At 69.2% G+C, this 17,505-nt stretch carries 17 protein-coding genes; 9 read left to right on the forward strand and 8 right to left on the reverse strand.

Annotated features, from left to right (window positions below; genetic code table 11):
• Positions 1-63: 63 nt before the first annotated feature.
• Complete coding sequence (locus tag AT700_RS06890) at positions 64-594, reverse strand: cytochrome b (protein WP_003092155.1); 531 nt, start codon at positions 592-594, stop codon at positions 64-66.
• A 182-nt stretch (positions 595-776) separates the two neighbouring features.
• Here AT700_RS06890 and AT700_RS06895 point away from each other — a divergent pair, with 182 nt between their 5' ends.
• The gene (locus AT700_RS06895; protein ID WP_003092153.1) at positions 777-974 is read left to right on the forward strand and encodes a heavy-metal-associated domain-containing protein; all 198 of its coding nucleotides are present in this window, start codon (positions 777-779) and stop codon (positions 972-974) included.
• Here the strand turns inward: AT700_RS06895 and nalD are convergent.
• On the reverse strand, positions 953-1,591 hold the full coding sequence (gene nalD / locus AT700_RS06900; RefSeq protein ID WP_003092152.1) for an efflux system transcriptional repressor NalD: 639 nt from the start codon (positions 1,589-1,591) through the stop codon (positions 953-955). The genes AT700_RS06895 and nalD overlap by 22 nt on opposite strands.
• Positions 1,592-1,956: 365 nt before the next feature.
• Between nalD and AT700_RS06905 the strand changes: the two genes are divergently transcribed.
• Positions 1,957-3,135, forward strand: a complete 1,179-nt coding sequence (locus AT700_RS06905) for a multidrug effflux MFS transporter (protein WP_003092150.1) — start codon at positions 1,957-1,959, stop codon at positions 3,133-3,135.
• A 7-nt stretch (positions 3,136-3,142) separates the two neighbouring features.
• Here the strand turns inward: AT700_RS06905 and AT700_RS06910 are convergent, their stop codons facing one another.
• Both AT700_RS06910 and mmsR read right to left on the reverse strand, forming a co-directional pair.
• On the reverse strand, positions 3,143-3,319 hold the full coding sequence (locus tag AT700_RS06910) for a hypothetical protein (protein ID WP_003104346.1): 177 nt from the start codon (positions 3,317-3,319) through the stop codon (positions 3,143-3,145).
• A gap of 126 nt (positions 3,320-3,445) precedes the next feature.
• Positions 3,446-4,369: an MmsAB operon transcriptional regulator MmsR gene (gene mmsR / locus AT700_RS06915; RefSeq protein ID WP_003122160.1), complete on the reverse strand. Its 924-nt coding sequence runs from the start codon at positions 4,367-4,369 to the stop codon at positions 3,446-3,448.
• A gap of 131 nt (positions 4,370-4,500) precedes the next feature.
• Here mmsR and mmsA point away from each other — a divergent pair, with 131 nt between their 5' ends.
• The 3 genes from mmsA to AT700_RS06930 all read left to right on the forward strand — a co-directional run bounded on the left by mmsA (position 4,501) and on the right by AT700_RS06930 (position 8,894).
• Positions 4,501-5,994: a CoA-acylating methylmalonate-semialdehyde dehydrogenase gene (gene mmsA, locus AT700_RS06920; protein ID WP_003104350.1), complete on the forward strand. Its 1,494-nt coding sequence runs from the start codon at positions 4,501-4,503 to the stop codon at positions 5,992-5,994.
• A gap of 15 nt (positions 5,995-6,009) precedes the next feature.
• On the forward strand, positions 6,010-6,906 hold the full coding sequence (mmsB, locus tag AT700_RS06925) for a 3-hydroxyisobutyrate dehydrogenase (RefSeq protein ID WP_003143309.1): 897 nt from the start codon (positions 6,010-6,012) through the stop codon (positions 6,904-6,906).
• 101 nt (positions 6,907-7,007) lie between these two features.
• Positions 7,008-8,894, forward strand: coding sequence for a propionyl-CoA synthetase (locus AT700_RS06930; RefSeq protein WP_003104354.1), 1,887 nt, complete (start codon positions 7,008-7,010; stop codon positions 8,892-8,894).
• 57 nt (positions 8,895-8,951) lie between these two features.
• Here the strand turns inward: AT700_RS06930 and AT700_RS06935 are convergent, their stop codons facing one another.
• Positions 8,952-9,965 carry a zinc-binding alcohol dehydrogenase family protein gene (locus AT700_RS06935; RefSeq protein WP_003104356.1) on the reverse strand — a complete coding sequence of 338 codons (1,014 nt, stop codon included), beginning with the start codon at positions 9,963-9,965 and terminating at the stop codon, positions 8,952-8,954.
• 21 nt (positions 9,966-9,986) lie between these two features.
• Positions 9,987-10,280 carry a putative quinol monooxygenase gene (locus AT700_RS06940; RefSeq protein WP_003104358.1) on the reverse strand — a complete coding sequence of 98 codons (294 nt, stop codon included), beginning with the start codon at positions 10,278-10,280 and terminating at the stop codon, positions 9,987-9,989.
• 95 nt (positions 10,281-10,375) lie between these two features.
• On the opposite strand from AT700_RS06940, the gene AT700_RS06945 reads away from it, so the two are divergent.
• Both AT700_RS06945 and AT700_RS06950 read left to right on the forward strand, forming a co-directional pair.
• Positions 10,376-11,296: a LysR family transcriptional regulator gene (locus AT700_RS06945; protein ID WP_003104359.1), complete on the forward strand. Its 921-nt coding sequence runs from the start codon at positions 10,376-10,378 to the stop codon at positions 11,294-11,296.
• Entirely contained in the window at positions 11,281-11,583 is a 303-nt protein-coding gene (locus AT700_RS06950) for a barstar family protein (protein WP_031804819.1), read from the forward strand. Before AT700_RS06945 ends, AT700_RS06950 begins: the two co-directional genes overlap by 16 nt.
• On the opposite strand, the gene AT700_RS06955 is transcribed toward AT700_RS06950, so the two are convergent.
• Positions 11,584-12,363, reverse strand: coding sequence for a TatD family hydrolase (locus tag AT700_RS06955; RefSeq protein ID WP_003104370.1), 780 nt, complete (start codon positions 12,361-12,363; stop codon positions 11,584-11,586). It abuts the gene before it with no gap.
• Positions 12,364-12,373: 10 nt separating this feature from the next.
• The gene (cra, locus tag AT700_RS06960) at positions 12,374-13,363 is read right to left on the reverse strand and encodes a catabolite repressor/activator (RefSeq protein WP_003104372.1); all 990 of its coding nucleotides are present in this window, start codon (positions 13,361-13,363) and stop codon (positions 12,374-12,376) included.
• A 327-nt stretch (positions 13,364-13,690) separates the two neighbouring features.
• On the opposite strand from cra, the gene ptsP reads away from it, so the two are divergent.
• Both ptsP and pfkB read left to right on the forward strand, forming a co-directional pair.
• Positions 13,691-16,561 carry a phosphoenolpyruvate--protein phosphotransferase gene (gene ptsP, locus AT700_RS06965; protein WP_003119534.1) on the forward strand — a complete coding sequence of 957 codons (2,871 nt, stop codon included), beginning with the start codon at positions 13,691-13,693 and terminating at the stop codon, positions 16,559-16,561.
• Complete coding sequence (gene pfkB / locus AT700_RS06970; protein WP_003161906.1) at positions 16,561-17,505, forward strand: 1-phosphofructokinase; 945 nt, start codon at positions 16,561-16,563, stop codon at positions 17,503-17,505. Before ptsP ends, pfkB begins: the two co-directional genes overlap by 1 nt.

Consider the following 17,505-nt stretch of genomic DNA (forward strand, 5'->3'; position numbering starts at 1 on the left):
TGGCCGAAGCCGGGGCCCGGGACAAGTCGGGACGGGCATCCGCGTGCCCGTCCGTCGCTGGGGTCAGGCGCCGCGTTGCGGCAGCATGGCGCGCAGTACGTCGTCCTTCTGCACGCGGTGATGCCAGATGGCAGCGGCGGCGTGGCCGAGGATCAGCGCGAAAAGCAGGTACTGGACGGTGACGTGGGTGCCGCCGGCGAACGCCTTGAAGGCTTCCGGCAGGTCGAACGGGCCGATCTGCACCAGCCAGAACAGGTCCAGCGGACGCTTGCCGGCGAGCATGCCGGAGAGCGGCATGACGATCAGCACCGCGTACAGCAGGAAATGCCCGGCCTTGGCGGCCGCGCGCTGCCAGTCCGGGTTCCCCTCCAGGGTATCCGGGACACCCTGGACGCGGCGCAGCGCCAGGCGTGTCAGGGTCAGCAGGAGTACCGCCACGCCCAGCGACTTGTGCAGGGTGAAGACGTTGCCCTTGCCGCCGAGCAGGCCGGCGAAGAAGTCGGCGCCGTAGGGCAGGGCGATGATCAGCAGGACCGCGACGGCGCTGAGCCAGTGCAGGGCGATCTGTGACGGGGAATAGCGGCGGATGGACATGGTTCTACCTCGTGAAGAACAAGGTGAACATGTTAACCATGTGCTTTGTAGGGTTTAAGCCTCTTTACTCCGCCTTTACCCGTTCTTGACGCTTTGTCGGTTACCGGATATTTCGAGGATTGACCTTGACACCATGTCAAGGTCGAAAATCGCCCCATCGATGACCAACAGGAGGCAATACCATGCAAGTCTTCAAGGTTCAGGGCATGACCTGCGGCCACTGCGTACGGGCGATCACCCATGCGGTGCAGGCGAAGGATTCGGCGGCGGACGTCCAGGTGGATCTTGGCGCCGGCGAAGTCCGGGTCGCCAGCCGGCTCGACAGCACCCAGGTACTCGAGGCGATCCGCGAGGAGGGCTACGGCGCCGAGCTGGCCTGACCCCAGTCGCGCACCAGGCCACGGAACATCGGCTCCAGCAGGTGTTCCGCGTCCGTATCCGGATCGAACAGGCGCGGGTCGCGCAACCAGTCGTTGAACAGGCCCAGGATCAGCGCGTGCAAGGCGCGCGAGGCGATCCTCGGGGTCATGCCCGGATGCAGCCGCACACGGCATTCGTCGCGGGCGAACAACTGCTCGCAGAGTTCGATGAACATCTGCACGAAGGCGTTGTTGCGTTCCTGCGCCTCGCGCAGTTCCTCGGTGAATTCGCAACGTTGCATCAGGATGGTCAGGATGCGGCGCTTCTTCTCCTGCGTCAGCAACGATTGCACGGCCTCCAGGCAGAGGTCGTAGAGCGAGCGCAGCGGGTCGCTGCCATCGCAGCCGGACAGGCGCTCGGTGAGTTGCTCCGGCGGCAGGCGTACCTGGTTGAGCATCTCGTTGAACAGGTGGGCCTTGTTCTGGAAGTGCCAGTAGACGGCGCCACGGGTCACCCCGGCGGCCCTGGCGATCTGTTCCAGGCTGGTATGGGACACGCCCTTTTCCAGGAACAGTTCCTCGGCGGCCAGGAGGATGGCCGTACGGGTTTTTTCAGAATCTTCCTTTGTGCGTCGCATGCTGTGCTGGGTAGTCGAATCGGTCTCGGCAACGGGGCGGGGAGTGTACCGATTTTAGCCGCGCTCGGGCGGACTCGAAGTATTTCGACACCACCTTTGTCTAATGCTGCTCATTCATGAGTCGTGGATTCCGCGGTTCCACGGTCTCCGGCCATGATCGGCGGGCGTCTTCGGTGTTATGCTGCGCGCTGCTTTTTCGGCGACTCCCCGGCTGTCCGTAGCATCTTCCCGCCAGTACCGGCCTTCAGGCCTGGAGCCGCCCGCCCTCACAGACGATTCAATGATAGGCGTCGTCGTCCCGCTTGCCGGGAGCCGCGCAGGGAAGTGCCTTGCCTGCCACCGACGCGCCCCGTGCCGAGCGATCCATGAACCTGCGCATCCTGCTGATACTGGGAGCCCTGAGCGCCTTCGGGCCACTGGCCATCGATTTCTACCTGCCGAGCTTCCCGACCCTGGCCAAGGCCTTCGCCACCGACGTCGAGCACGTCCAGCTGAGCCTGGCTGCCTACTTCGCCGGCCTGTCCATCGGCCAGTTGCTCTACGGCCCGGTGGCCGACCGCTATGGCCGGCGACTGCCGCTGCTGGTGGGGGTGAGTATCTTCACCCTGGCCTCGGCCGCCTGCGCCCTGGCGCCGAGCCTGGAGTGGCTGATCGCCGCGCGCTTCGTCCAGGCCCTCGGCGGCTGCGCCGGGATGGTCATCTCGCGGGCAGTGGTGCGTGACCTGTGCGATCCGATCGGCGCCGCCAAGGCGTTTTCCCAGTTGATGCTGGTGATGGGCCTGGCGCCGATCCTCGCCCCCGTGGCCGGCGGCCTGCTGCTGGACTGGCAGGGCTGGCAATCGATCTTCGTCTGCCTGACCCTGTTCGCCGCCCTGGCCGGCCTCGGCGTGGCGTTGTGGCTGCCGGAAACCATCCCGGCCGACGGCGAGCGACCGCCGCTGTCCGGCGCGCTGGGGCAGTACCGGCGGCTGTTCGCCGACCGCCTGTTTCTCGCCTATGGCCTTTCCGGCGGGGTGGCGATGGCCGGGATGTTCGCCTACATCGCCGGTTCGCCCTACGTGTTCATCCAGCTCTACGGGATTCCCGCCGAGCACTATGGCTGGCTGTTCGGCAGCAATGCCGCGGGCTTCATCGTCATGGCACAGGTCAACGCGCGGCTGCTGCGCTATCGCGGGCCGGCGTTCTGGCTGCGGCGGATCATCTGGGGCTACCTGGCGTGCGGCCTGGCCCTGCTGGGCATCGCTTCGCTGCAACCGGCCACGCTGTGGCCGCTGCTGGTTCCGCTGTTCGGATGCGTGGCCAGCCTCGGCTGCATCATTCCCAACGCTTCCGCCTGCGCCATGGCCGGACAGGGACAGCACGCCGGCAGCGCCTCGGCGCTGATGGGCAGCCTGCAGTTCAGCGTGGCGGCGGGCGCTTCGGCGCTGGTCGGCGTGCTCCACGACGGCACGGCGATCCCCATGACTCTGGTGATCGCCGTCTGCGGCGCGGTCGCGACCCTGCTCGCCTGGCAGACCGGGCGCCTGGAGCGCCAGGCCGCCTGAGCGCGGATCAGGCCGTTCGCTGTTTCAGTTCGGGCAGCACATGGGGCGCGCGCAGGCGCGCCTCGAGGCGGTCGACGAAACGCCGGGCCTCGCTTTCGCTACGGAAGTTGACGGCCTGCTGGTCGAGGCAGACTTGCCAGCATTGGCCTTTCGGGGTTTGCGACGGGCGGACGAGGATGTTCATGGCGATTCATCCATCGGGGCTGGAAAGGGAGCTTCAGTCTAGTCCTGTCGGCCCGGAAAACACTGACCGGGATCAGTTTGCCGACAACTGGTCGCCGCTTCGTTTACAGCCCCGCCGCAGAGCGCTTCAGGCTCCTCCCTCGCCCTGCCTTACCCGCTGCCGGTAGGCGCTCGGCGACAAACCCATGACCTTGCTGAACAGGCGCGAGAAGTAGTAGCTGTCGTCGTAGCCGACCGCCTGGCCGACCCGAGCCACGCTCTGGTCGCTGCTGTCCAGCAACTGGCAGGCGTACTCGATCTTCAGGTGCAGGAAGTGCTGGATAGGCGTACGGCCGGTGATCGCCTTGTAGCGACTGACGAAATGGAACTTCGACAGGTTGCAGAAGGCCGCCAGGCGTTCCAGTTCGAGGCGCGCATGCAGGTGTTCGCGCATGTAGGCGTGCAGCCCGTCGAGGTCCAGGCTGCCCTCGCGCAGCGGGCGCAGCAGCGGTAGCTGGCAGAGCAGGCTGCGCAGGCGGCTGGCGGCGAGCAGGAAGTGCTGGAAGCGGTAGCCGCTGTGGCGCACCTCCAGCAGTTGCTCGAAGCCGCCGAGCAGGGCGTGTTGCAGGCCCCAATGGCGCAGCGGGGTGTCGCGGTAGCCGGCGCTGTGTTGCAGCCAGGTGGCGCTGTCGCCGCGCAGGTGGGTCCAAAAGATGGTCCAGGGTTGGCGGTCGTCGGCGGCGTAGTCGTGGGCCATGCCCGGCGGCAGCCAGAGCAGGTCGCCGCTGCCGACCCGGTATTCGCGCCAGGCCTCGCCCTCGCGCACGCGCAACAGGCCCTGGCCTTCGCTGCAATAGATCAGCAGGTGCTCGTCATGGCGCTCGCGGCTCATGCGGTGGTCGCGGGCGCGCCGGTAGTGGCCCAGGGAGGTGGGGTAGAGGTCGCGGCTGAGCGGGTGGACCGCCAGTTTCTCCAGCAGCGCCGCCGGGATCGGCAAGCGCAGGCTGTCGGCCGGCAGGGGCCAGTCGGAGGTGTGCGACATGTCGGTAGCCGGCTCCGCAATATAGTCCATGAACAACACAATTTAGTCGATCTCGCGACCTTCCGCCCAGTGATAGCTTCTTGGCCAAAGCGAGGTCCGAATCGACCTCGTACCAGTCCGCCACAACAATAAAAGCCGGCCTGGCCGGTGCAGGAGGGTTCATGTCAGTCCCAGTCCGCCACCTCATCGCGGGAGCCTTCGTCGAAGGTCTCGGCGCCCAGCGCATCCCGGTCAGCAATCCCCTCGACAACAGCACCCTGGCGGAGATCGCCTGCGCCAGCGCGGAGCAGGTCGAGCAGGCGGTGGCCAGTGCCCGCGAAACCTTCGCCAGCTGGAAGGAAACCCCGGTTTCCGAGCGCGCGCGGGTGATGCTGCGTTACCAGGCGTTGCTCAAGGAACACCACGACGAACTGGCGAAGATCGTCTCCAGCGAGCTGGGCAAGACTTTCGAGGACGCCAAGGGCGACGTCTGGCGCGGTATCGAGGTGGTCGAGCACGCCTGCAACGTGCCCTCGCTGCTGATGGGCGAGACGGTGGAGAACGTCGCCCGCAACATCGACACCTACAGCATCACCCAGCCGCTGGGCGTGTGCGTTGGCATCACCCCGTTCAACTTCCCGGCGATGATCCCGCTGTGGATGTTCCCGCTGGCCATCGCCTGCGGCAACGCCTTCATCCTCAAGCCTTCCGAGCAGGTGCCGCTGACCAGCGTGCGGCTCGCCGAGCTGTTCCTCGAGGCCGGTGCGCCGAAGGGCGTGCTGCAGGTGGTGCATGGCGGCAAGGAACAGGTCGACCAGTTGCTCAAGCACCCGCAGGTGAAGGCGGTGTCCTTCGTCGGCTCGGTCGCCGTCGGCCAGTACGTCTACCACACCGGCACCGCGCACAATAAGCGCGTGCAGAGCTTCGCCGGGGCGAAGAACCACATGGTGATCATGCCCGACGCGGACAAGGCACAGGTCATCAGCAACCTGGTCGGTGCCTCGGTGGGCGCGGCCGGGCAGCGCTGCATGGCGATCTCGGTGGCGGTGCTGGTGGGGGCCGCCCGCGAGTGGATTCCGGAAATCCGCGACGCGCTGGCCAAGGTCCGCCCCGGCCCATGGGACGACAGCGGCGCCAGCTACGGCCCGGTGATCAACCCGCAGGCCAAGGCGCGCATCGAGCGCCTGATCGGCCAGGGCGTGGAGGAGGGCGCGCAACTGCTGCTGGATGGCCGCGGCTACAAGGTCGAGGGATACCCGGACGGCAACTGGGTCGGCCCGACGCTGTTCGCCGGGGTGCGCCCGGACATGGCGATCTACCGCGAAGAGGTGTTCGGCCCGGTGCTCTGCCTGGCCGAGGTCGACAGCCTGGAGCAGGCGATCCGCCTGATCAACGAAAGCCCCTACGGCAACGGCACCTCGATCTTCACCAGCTCCGGCGCCGCGGCGCGGACCTTCCAGCACCACATCGAGGTCGGCCAGGTGGGCATCAACATCCCGATCCCGGTACCGCTGCCGTTCTTCTCCTTCACCGGTTGGAAGGGCTCGTTCTACGGCGACCTGCACGCCTACGGCAAGCAGGGCGTGCGCTTCTACACCGAGACCAAGACCGTGACCGCGCGCTGGTTCGACAGCGACAGCGTGGCCGGGACCAACTTCTCGATCCAGATGCGCTGAAAGGGAGACGGACCGATGACCGACATCGCATTCCTCGGCCTGGGCAACATGGGTGGGCCGATGGCCGCCAACCTGCTCAAGGCCGGCCACCGGGTGAATGTCTTCGACTTGCAGCCCAAGGCCGTGCTGGGCCTGGTCGAGCAAGGCGCGCAGGGCGCCGATAGCGCCTTGCAGTGCTGCGAAGGCGCCGAAGTGGTGATCAGCATGCTGCCGGCCGGGCAGCACGTGGAAAGCCTGTATCTCGGCGACGACGGCCTGCTCGCGCGGGTCGCCGGCAAGCCCCTGCTGATCGACTGCTCGACCATCGCCCCGGAGACCGCGCGCAAGGTCGCCGAGGCCGCCGCGGCGAAGGGCCTGACCTTGCTCGACGCGCCGGTTTCCGGCGGCGTCGGCGGCGCCCGCGCCGGCACCCTGAGCTTCATCGTCGGCGGCCCCGCCGAAGGCTTCGCGCGGGCCCGGCCGATCCTCGAGAACATGGGCCGGAACATCTTCCACGCCGGCGATCACGGCGCCGGCCAGGTGGCGAAGATCTGCAACAACATGCTCCTCGGCATCCTCATGGCCGGCACCGCCGAGGCCCTGGCGCTGGGGGTGAAGAACGGCCTCGACCCGGCGGTGCTGTCCGAGGTGATGAAGCAGAGTTCCGGCGGCAACTGGGCGCTGAACCTCTACAACCCCTGGCCCGGGGTGATGCCGCAGGCGCCGGCGAGCAACGGCTATGCCGGCGGTTTCCAGGTGCGCCTGATGAACAAGGACCTCGGCCTGGCGCTGGCCAACGCCCAGGCGGTGCAGGCCTCGACGCCGCTCGGCGCGCTGGCGCGCAACCTGTTCAGCCTGCACGCCCAGGCCGATGCCGAGCACGAGGGGCTGGACTTCTCCAGCATCCAGAAGCTCTACCGCGGCAAGGACTGACCCCTACGACCAAAGGTTGATGGCGGGTGCCCGGCGCCCGCCCATACTCCAAGGCTCACTCACTGCTTCATCCCTAATAAGAACAATCAGAGGGCTGGAACATGACGTACCTGCAGCAGCACGCCCGCTCGATCGCCGAGCCGGCCGCGTTCTGGGCCGAACAGGCCCGTTCCCTGGCCTGGTACCAGGCGCCCGCGAACATCCTCGAAAGCCTGCCCGACGGCACCCATCGCTGGTTCGCCGATGGCCGTCTGAACAGCGCCTACCTGGCCCTCGACCGGCAGATCGAGGAGGGGCGCGGCGAACAGACCGCGCTGATCTACGACTCGCCGGTGACCGGCACCCAGGACCGCTACAGCTACCTGCGGCTGCGCGACGAAGTGGCGCGCCTGGCCGGCGCCCTGCGGGCCCTCGGGGTCGGCAAGGGCGACCGGGTGATCATCTACATGCCGATGGTGCCGCAGGCGGCCATGGCGATGCTCGCCTGCGCGCGCCTGGGCGCGGTGCATTCGGTGGTGTTCGGTGGCTTCGCTCCCTACGAGCTGGCTCTGCGTATCGACGACGCCACGCCGAAGCTGGTGCTCACCGCTTCCTGCGGGCTGGAGTTCGACCGGGTGATCGAATACAAGCCGCTGGTGGACAAGGCCCTCGAACTGGCGATCCACCAGCCTGCCCACGTCATGGTCTGGCAACGCCCGCAGGCGCCCGCGCGCCTGCACCCGGGCCGCGACCTGGACTGGCAGGACTGCCTCGCCGCCGCCGAGCCGGCCGATCCGCTGCCGGTGGCCAGCGGCGATCCGCTGTACATCATGTACACCTCGGGCACCACCGGTAAGCCCAAGGGTATCGTCCGCGACAACGGTGGCCACGCGGTCGCGGTGCGCTACGCGGTCCGCACTATCTACGGCATGCAGGCCGGCGACGTCTGGTGGGGGATCTCCGACGTCGGCTGGGTGGTCGGCCACTCGCTGATCGTCTACGGCCCGCTGATGTGCGGCTGTACCACGGTGTTCTACGAAGGCAAGCCGGTGCGCACGCCGGACGCCGGCGCCTACTGGCGGGTGATCGAAGAGCACAGGGTGAACAGCCTGTTCTGCGCGCCGACGGCGATCCGCGCGATCCGCAAGGAAGACCCGCATGGCGAACGGGTGAAGCGCTACGACCTGGGTTCGCTGCGCCACCTGTTCCTGGCCGGCGAGAAGCTCGACAGCAGCACCCAGCACTGGCTGGAGGAGCACACCGGGCGGCCGGTCCACGACCATTGGTGGCAGACCGAGACCGGCTGGCCGGTGACCGCGCCCTGCATCGGGATCGCCGGCCACGACCTGCGGGCCGGCTCGACCAACCGCGCGGTGCCCGGCTACCACGTGCAGGTGCTGGACGACGAAGGCCGGCCGCTGGGAGCGAACCGCCAGGGCGCGATCGTCATCGCCCTGCCGTTGCCGCCGGGCTGCGCGCAGACCCTCTGGGGCGACCACCCGCGCTACCTGCAGGCCTACCTGGGCAACTATCCCGGCTACTACCACACCGGCGACGGCGGTTATCTCGACGAGGACGGCTTCGTCTACATCATGGGGCGCACCGACGACGTGATAAACGTTTCCGGGCATCGCCTCTCCACCGGCGAGATGGAGGAACGCGTGGCGCAGCACCAGGCGGTTGCCGAGTGCGCGGTGATCGGCGTGCGGGACGAACTCAAGGGCCACGTGCCGCTGGGCCTGGTGGTGCTCAAGGACGATGCCGGGATCGCCGCCGAGCAACTGCAGCGCGAGCTGGTGGCGCTGGTCCGCGAACAGATCGGCGCGCTGGCCTGCTTCCAGCGGGTGGTGGTGGTCAAGCGGCTGCCGAAGACCCGCTCCGGGAAGATCCTCCGCGCGGTGCTGCGCAAGATCGCCGATGGCGAGGACTACGCGGCGCCATCGACCATCGACGACCCGACGATCCTTGGCGAGATCGAGGCTGCGCTGAGGGTGCGCAAGGCGGGATAGCAAAGGCCAGGGGCACGGCGGTAGGGTGGAAAACGCCGCGCCCCGTGGTCCTGCCGTTCAGAACCCTTCGAGAACGATCTTGCCCTTGGCCCGGCCGCTCTCCAGCAGCGCGTGGGCGCGGCGCAGGTTGGCCGCGTCGATGCGGCCGAAATGCTCGCCGACGGTGGTCTTCAACACGCCTTCGTCGATCAGCCCGGCGACCCGCTCCAGCAGCCGGTGCTGCTCGATCATGTCGTCGGTCTGGAACATCGAGCGGGTGTACATGAACTCCCAGTGCAGCGACAGGCTCTTCTGCTTCAGCTTGCCGATGTCCAGCGACGCCGGGTCGTCGATCAGCGCCAGGCGGCCTTGCGGGCGCAGCGCGGCGACGATCTGTTCGAGGTGCTGGTCGGTGTGGGTCAGGCTGGCGACGTGGCTGACCTCGGCGACACCGATCCGCTTCAGCTCTTCGGCCAGCGGCTTGCCGTGGTCGATCACATGGTGCGCGCCGAGGTCGCGGACCCAGGCCTGGGTCTCTGCGCGCGAAGCGGTGCCGATCACGTTCAGGCCGGTCAGTTGCCGGGCCAGTTGGACCAGGATCGAACCGACCCCGCCGGCGGCACCGACCACCAGCAGGCTCTGGCCCTGGTCGGCCTTGCCTTCGGCGATCTGCAAGCGCTCGAAGAGCAGTTCCCAGGCAGTGATGGTGGTCAGCGGCAGGGCCGCGGCCTGGGCGAAGTCGAGGCTTTTCGGCAGGTGCCCGGCAATGCGCTCGTCGACCCGATGCAGCTCGCTGTTGCTACCGGGGCGGGTGATGTCCCCGGCGTACCAGACCCGATCGCCAGGACGGAACAGGCTGACCTCGCTGCCGACCGCGCGCACCACGCCCGCCGCGTCCCAGCCCAGCACCTTGGCCTGGCCGGCTTCCGGCTGGGCGCGCTGGCGGACCTTGGTATCCACCGGGTTGACCGAGATGGCGCGGACCTCCACCAGCAGGTCGCGCGGGCCCGGCGTGGGCTCGGGCAGTTCGAGGTCGAGCAGGGCGTCGGGATGGTCGATGGGCAGGGATTGGTAGTAACCGACAGCTTTCATGGGAACTCCGGGAAACGGGCCTCAGGCGAGGCGATAGAGTTGGTCGATCTTCACGTTCTGCAGCAGGGCTTCGTTGCCGCGGCTGAAGCGCAGGAAGTGTTCGGTGTTCTGGTGCCGCTCCAGGGCGGCGTCGTCGCGCCACTGCTCGATCATGTAGAACAGGTGGGAGTCGTGGCGGTCCTGGTGCAGGTCGTACTGCAGGCAACCAGCCTCGGCGCGCGACGGGGCGACCAGGGCGCGCAATTCGCGTTCCAGGGCCTCGGCGTGGCCGGGGGCGGCGGTGATGGTGGCGATCAGGGTGAGGGGTGTGCTCATGGTGGGTTCCTTCGATGGGGCGGAGTCAGGATGGGCTATTTCAAATCGCTGAAAAACAGGCTATCAGGGAAGACTCTTTCAAAGGAATCTTGAAAATGCTGCGTTACGACGACCTCCAAGTGTTCGTCCACACCAGCGACAGCGGCTCGTTGTCCGCCGCCGCGCGCCAGTTGGAGATTTCCCCGGCGGTGGCCAGCGCGGCGCTGAAGCGCCTGGAAAGCGAGCTGGAGGTACGCCTGTTCGCCCGCTCCACCCGCAGCCTGCGCCTGACTCCCGAGGGCGACGCGTTCCTCCTGCATGCCCGCGCCTCGTTGCGCAGCCTGGAGGAGGGGCGCCGGTTGCTGCAGGGCGGCAAGGACCAGATCGCCGGGGTACTGCAGCTTTCCGCGCCCTCCGACTTCGGCCGCAACCTGCTGCTGCCATGGCTCGACGAGTTCCAGGCGCGCTATCCGCAACTGAGCCTGCGCCTGCTGCTCGGCGACCGGGTGACCGATCTCTACCGGCAACCGGTGGACGTGGCGATCCGCTACGGCGCACCGGCCGACTCCAGCCTGGTCGCCCTGCCGCTGGCGCCGGACAACCGGCGAGTGCTCTGCGCCGCGCCGGGCTACCTGGCGGAGCGCGGCGAGCCGCGCCAGCCGGACGACCTGCGCGAGCACAATTGCCTGCTCTACCAACTCGGCGGCCGGGTACACGACCGCTGGGCGTTCCAGCGGGGCCGCCGCAGCCTGACCCTGACGGTCGCCGGCGACCGGGTCTGCGACGACGCTGACGTGGTGCGGCGCTGGGCCCTGGCCGGCAAGGGGCTGGTCTACAAGTCCTGGCTGGACGTGGCCGAGGACGTGCGCGCCGGGCGCCTGCGCCTGCTGCTGCCGGACTGGCAGGGCGAGGCGACGCCGATGAACCTCTTGTGTACCCACCGCGCCCAGTTGACCCGCCCGGTGACCCTCTTGCGCGCGTTCGTGCGCGAGCGTTGCGACGCATTGCTGGCGGAGGCTCCATGGACGAGGAACTGAACCGGGCGGCGAGCCTGGCCATCGAGCTGGCGGACGTGGACAGCGCCGCGCGCTTGCACGAACGCCTGCGCGAGGCCCTGGCGTTGCCGCCGTGGTACGGATGCAACTGGGATGCCTTCTGGGACGCCATCAGCGGCCTGGTGCCGATGCCCCGGCGATTGCGTCTGCAAGGCTGGAGCGACTTCGCCCGGCGCCTGCCGGAGGAAGCGGCGCAGCTTTCGGTCTGCCTGGAGGCGTTGCGCGAGACGTACCCGCAACTGGCGCCGGAAGTCCTGCGCGACGCTTGATCAGTCCCAGCCGAACAGCTCGGCGGCGTTGCGGCTGCTGCTCGCCGCCAGTTCCTCGGCGTCGACCCCGCGCAGCTCGGCGAGGGCGCGGCAGATGTCCGGCAGGTGCTCCGGACTGTTGCGCTGGCCGGGATGCATCGATGGCGCCATGTCCGGCGCATCGGTTTCCAGCACGATGGCCTCGGCCGGCAGCTCCGCCGCCACCTTGCGCAGGCGGTTGGCCTGCGGCCAGGTCGGCGCGCCGCCGAGGCCGAGGCGGAAGCCGAGCTTGAGGTACTCGCGGGCTTCCTCGCGGCTGCCGGCGAAGGCATGGATGATGCCACGGCGCTCCAGGCGGATGCGCTTGAGGGTGGCGATGGTCGCCGCGTGGGCGCGGCGCACGTGGATCAGCGCCGGCAGGCGGAATTCCGCGGCTAGCCGCAGTTGGGCCTCGAACAGCGCCTGCTGGGCGTCGCGGTCGAGGTGTTCCAGGTAGTAGTCCAGGCCGATCTCGCCGACCGCGCAGAGCTTCGTCTCGCCGCGCAGGCGTTGCAGCCACTGGCGCAGGTCGTCCAGGTGCTGCGGGCGGTGCCGCGCCAGGTAGACGGGGTGCAGGCCGAGCGCCGCGTACAGGCCATCCTCGGCCTGCGCCAGGTCCCAGACCCGTTGCCAGTTCTCGCGGTAGACGCCGAGCACCACCTGGCGCTCGACCCCCAGCGCGCGGCTGCGTTGCAGCAGCGCGGCGCGGTCGGCGTCGAAGTCCGGGAAGTCGAGGTGGTTGTGGGTGTCGACCAGGCGCATGGCGGCCGGCTCAGTCGCGCAGCTTGAGTTGCCGGGGGACGGCGTGCAGGCCCGGCCGGTAGTCGTTCTCCTCGACCGCGCGGAGCGCCAGTTCGAGGGCGTTGGCGGCGATCAGCGCGTGCTGCTGGTAGATCGAGTTGACCTTCAGCGGCACGAAGTCGAGCAACTGGGTGTCGCCGAAGGTCGCCACCCGCAAGCCTTCGGGCCAACCGTCGGCGCGCGCCTGGAACACATCGAAGACGCCTTCGAGGAGTACATAGGCAGTGGTCACCAGGGCGTCGGGCAGGTAGCCCAGGCGCTCGAGCAATTGCTCCATCAGGCGGCGTCCGCACTCGCGGCTGAACACCTCGGCATGCTCGACGATGACCTCGCCGCGGAAGTCCTTCAGCGCCTGGCGGAAGCCGGCGGCGCGGTCGTGGCTGATGATCAGGTCCGCCCGCGCGCCGAGCAGGGCGATATGGCGCGGCGCCGGTTGCAACAGGGTTTCGGTGAGGCGGCGCGCGGCGTCCTGGTCGTCGCTGATCACCGAGGCGAAGCGCTGCGGGTCGAGCTGGCGGTCGATGGCCACCACCGGCAGGCCTTCGGCGACCAGCCGGGCATGGGTATCATCCCCGGCCGGCAGGCAACTGGCGACGATCAGCGCGTCGCAGCGGCGCGCGCGGAACAGGTTGACCACCTGGCGCTCGGTCTCCGGCTCGTCGTCGGAGCAGGCGATCAGCAACTGGTAGCCGCGCGCCCGGGCGCCTTGTTCGAGTTGCTTGGCGAGGCGGGCGTAGCTGGGGTTTTCCAGGTCCGGGAGGATGAAGCCGAGGGTGCGGGTCTGCCCGCGGCGCAGGCCGGCGGCCTGCTGGTCCGGCTGGTAGCCGTGTTCCTCGACCACGGCAAGCACGCGCTCGACGGTGGCGGCGCTGATGCGCCGCTGGGCGGCCTTGCCATTGATGACGTAGCTGGCGGTGGTCACCGAGACCCCGGCCAGGCGGGCGATATCACTGAGTTTCAAACCGATCTCTACTGGAGGCGACGACAAGTTGGGCTTCAAGGATCAATCATTATCGGGTAACGTGCCAATTTAATTAAGTGAATCGATTCAGCAAAAGATTCCGGCGAAGCCGGCGCCCCCTGCCCCAGGCTGCCTCGCGCAGCCCGAACGCGGCGCCGCCTACGCTATGGCAGGTCAATGACAACAAGCGGATCACCGCCCCAGGCTGTACGGAAGGCTCCCGCGAGCCGCTTTCCGCTACCGCCGGCACATCCCGCGCCCGCGCCTCGGCGCGGCGGGACGATCCGGACGTGAGACGGGGAGCCGTTCGCTCCTGAGGAGGTTTCCATGCTCGAACTCGATACCCGGCAGATCCGCATGGGCCAGCGCGCCGCGGACAAGGCCGAAGCCCTGCGCCTGCTCGGCGCGGCGCTGGTCGCCGACGGCCTGGCCGCGCCCGGCTATGCCGAGGGCCTGAAGGCGCGCGAGGCACAAGGCTCCACCTACCTCGGCCAGGGCATCGCCATACCCCATGGGACCCCGGATACCCGCGAGCTGGTCTTCAGCACCGGTGTGCGCCTGCTGCAATTCCCCGAGGGAGTGGACTGGGGCGATGGCCAGCAGGTCTACCTGGCCATCGGCATCGCGGCGAAGTCCGACGAACACCTGCAGCTCCTGCAATTGCTCACCCGCGCCCTCGGCGAGGCCGACCTGGGACCGGCGCTGAGCGCGGCCGCCAGCGCCGAGGAAGTCCTCGGCCTGTTGCAGGGCGCGCCGCAGGAACTGGCGCTGGACGCACAACTGGTCGGCCTCGGCCAGAACGCCGAGGACCTCGACGAACTGGCCTGGCTCGGCGCGCGCCTGTTGAAGAAGGCCGGCTGCGTGGAGAACGGCTTCGCCGCCGTGCTCCAGCAGACTGAACCGTTGCCGCTGGGCGACGGGCTGTGCTGGTTGCACAGCGAACAATTGGTGAAGCGCCCCGGGCTGGCCTTCGTCACTCCGGCGCAACCGTTGCAGCACCAGGGGCAACTGGTCACCGGGCTGTTCTGCCTGGCCAGCCTGGGCGAAGCGCACCAGGCGCTGCTCGAACGCCTGTGCGACCTGTTGCTGGAAGGGCGTGGCGCCGAGCTGGTGCGCGCCACCAGCAGCCGCAGCGTACTCGCGGCGCTCGGTGGCGAGCTGCCGCCGGACTGGCCCAGCGCGCGAGCGGTCCTGGCCAACCCGCATGGCCTGCATGCCCGCCCGGCGCAGGCGCTGGCGCAGCTGGCCAAGGGTTTCGCCGGCGAGATCCGGGTACGCCTGGCCGACAGCGAGGCGGCCCCCGTCTCGGCGAAGAGCCTGAGCAAGCTGCTCGCCCTCGGCGCGCGACGCGGCCAGACGCTGGAGTTCAGCGCCGAGCCGGCGATCGCCGAGGACGCGCTGCCAGCCTTGCTGGCCGCGGTGCGCGAGGGGCTCGGCGAGGAGGTCGAAGCGCTGGCGGAGGAGGCCTTGCCCGATGCCGTCGGCGAGGCGGAAGAGGATGCCCGGCCGGCGCCGCTGCGCGCCGGCGAGCGCCTGCAGGCAATCGCCGCGTCGCCGGGCATCGCCAGTGGTCCGGCGCATGTCCAGGTGGCGCAGCGCTTCGAGTTCCAGCCGCGCGGCGAGTCGCCGGCCCATGAACGCGAGCGCCTGCTGCGGGCCAAGCGGGCGGTGGACGAGGAGATCGTCGGCCTGGTCGAACGCAGCACGGTGAAGGCGATCCGCGAGATTTTCGTCACCCACCGGGAGATGCTCGACGATCCGGAACTGGCCGAGCAGGTGCAACTGCGCCTGAATCGCGGCGAAAGCGCCGAAGCGGCCTGGAGTCGGGTGGTGGAAGACAGCGCGGCGCAACAGGAGGCGCTGCACGACGCGCTGCTCGCCGAGCGCGCCGCCGACCTCCGCGACCTCGGCCGGCGGGTGCTGGCCAGGCTCTGCGGGGTGGAGGCGCCGCGCGAGCCGGAGCAGCCGTACATCCTGGTGATGGACGAGGTCGGCCCCTCCGATGTCGCCCGCCTCGACGCCCAGCGGGTCGCCGGCATCCTCACGGCGCGCGGCGGCGCCACTTCGCACAGCGCGATCATCGCCCGCGCCCTCGGCATTCCGGCATTGGTCGGCGCCGGCGCGGCGGTGCTCGGCCTGGAGCCTGGCACGGCACTGCTGCTGGATGGCGAGCACGGCTGGCTGCAGGTGGCGCCGAGCACCGAACAGTTGCAGCAGGCCGCCGCCGAGCGCGACGCCCGCCAGCAGCGCCAGGCCCGCGCCGACGCGCAGCGGCTGGAGCCTGCGCGGACCCGCGATGGCCACGCGGTGGAAGTCTGCGCCAACCTTGGCGACACCGCCGGCGCCGCGCGCGCGGTGGAGCTGGGCGCCGAGGGCGTTGGCCTGCTGCGCACCGAGTTCGTCTTCATGAACAACGCCCGCGCGCCGGACCTGGCGACCCAGGAAGCGGAATACCGTCGGGTGCTCGACGCCCTCGACGGACGTCCGCTGGTGGCGCGGACCCTGGATGTCGGCGGGGACAAGCCGCTGCCGTACTGGCCGATTCCCCACGAAGAGAATCCCTATCTGGGCCTGCGCGGTATCCGCTTGACCCTGCAGCGACCGCAGATCCTCGAGACCCAGTTGCGCGCGCTGTTCCGCGCTGCCGGGGAGCGGCCGCTGCGGGTGATGTTCCCGATGGTCGGCAGCCTCGACGAATGGCGCCAGGCGCGTGACCTGGCGCTGCGCCTGCGCGAGGAAATCCCGCTGGCCGACCTGCAACTGGGGATCATGGTCGAGGTGCCCTCGGCGGCGTTGCTCGCGCCGGTGCTGGCCCGCGAGGTGGACTTCTTCAGCGTCGGCACCAACGACCTGACCCAGTACACCCTGGCTATCGATCGCGGCCACCCGAGTCTTTCGGCCCAGGCCGACGGCCTGCATCCGGCGGTGCTGCAACTGATCGACATGACCGTCCGCGCCGCCCACGCCGAGGGCAAGTGGGTCGGCGTCTGCGGCGAACTGGCGGCCGACCCGCTGGCGTTGCCGCTGCTGGTCGGCCTGGGAGTGGACGAGCTGAGCGTCTCGGCGCGCAGCATCGCCCTGGTCAAGGCCGGCGTGCGCGAACTGCAGCTGGTCGCTGCGCGCGGCCTGGCCCGCAAAGCCCTGGGCCTGGCGAGCGCCGCCGAGGTCCGGGCCCTGGTGGAAGCGGAGGTGCAGTAATGGCGCGGATCCTGACGATTACCCTGAACCCTGCGCTGGACCTCACCGTGCGCCTGCGCCAGCTGGAACTGGGGGCGGTTAACCGCAGCGAGGCGGTGCTGACCCAGGCCGCCGGCAAGGGTCTGAACGTCGCCCAGGTGCTTGCCGACCTCGGCCATCGGTTGACGGTCAGCGGCTTCCTCGGCGAAGACAACCAGCCGCCGTTCACCGCCATGTTCCAGCGTCGTGGCTTCGCCGATGCGTTCGTCCGGGTGCCGGGCGAAACCCGCAGCAACATCAAGCTGGCCGAGCGCGGCGGGCGCGTCAGCGACCTCAACGGGCCGGGCCCGGAGGCCGACGAGCGAGCCCAGGCGGCGTTGCTCGAACGCCTCGACCGGCTTGCCGGGGAGCACGAGCTGGCGGTGGTCGCCGGCAGCCTGCCGCGCGGGGTCGAGCCGGAATGGCTGGGCGAACTGCTGCGGCGCTTGCGGCGCCTCGGCCTGAAGGTCGCCTTCGACAGCAGCGGCGCGGCCCTGCGCGAAGGTGTGAAGGCTGCGCCGTGGATGATCAAGCCGAACCTCGAGGAACTGGCCGATCTCTGCTCGGCGCCGATGGATGACCTGGTCGCACAGCGCCAGGCGGCCGAACGTCTGCGCCAGGACGGGGTAGGCCAGGTGGTGATTTCCCAGGGCGCCGCGGGGGTCAACTGGTTCGCCGCCGAGGGTGCCTGGCAGGCGCGGCCGCCGGCGGTGGAAGTGGCCAGCACGGTGGGCGCCGGCGATTCCCTGCTGGCCGGCATGCTGCACGGGCTGGCCAGCGGCTGGCCGGCCGAGCGGGTGCTGCGTCAGGCCACCGCCATCGCCAGCCTGGCGGTAACCCAGTTCGAGTTCGGCATCGGCGATCCGCAGCGCCTGGCGCGGATCGAAGCGGGCGTCGTGGTGCAGCCATTGGTCGAGGAGGCCTGA

This window comes from Pseudomonas aeruginosa (assembly GCF_001457615.1).
GTDB lineage: Bacteria > Pseudomonadota > Gammaproteobacteria > Pseudomonadales > Pseudomonadaceae > Pseudomonas > Pseudomonas aeruginosa.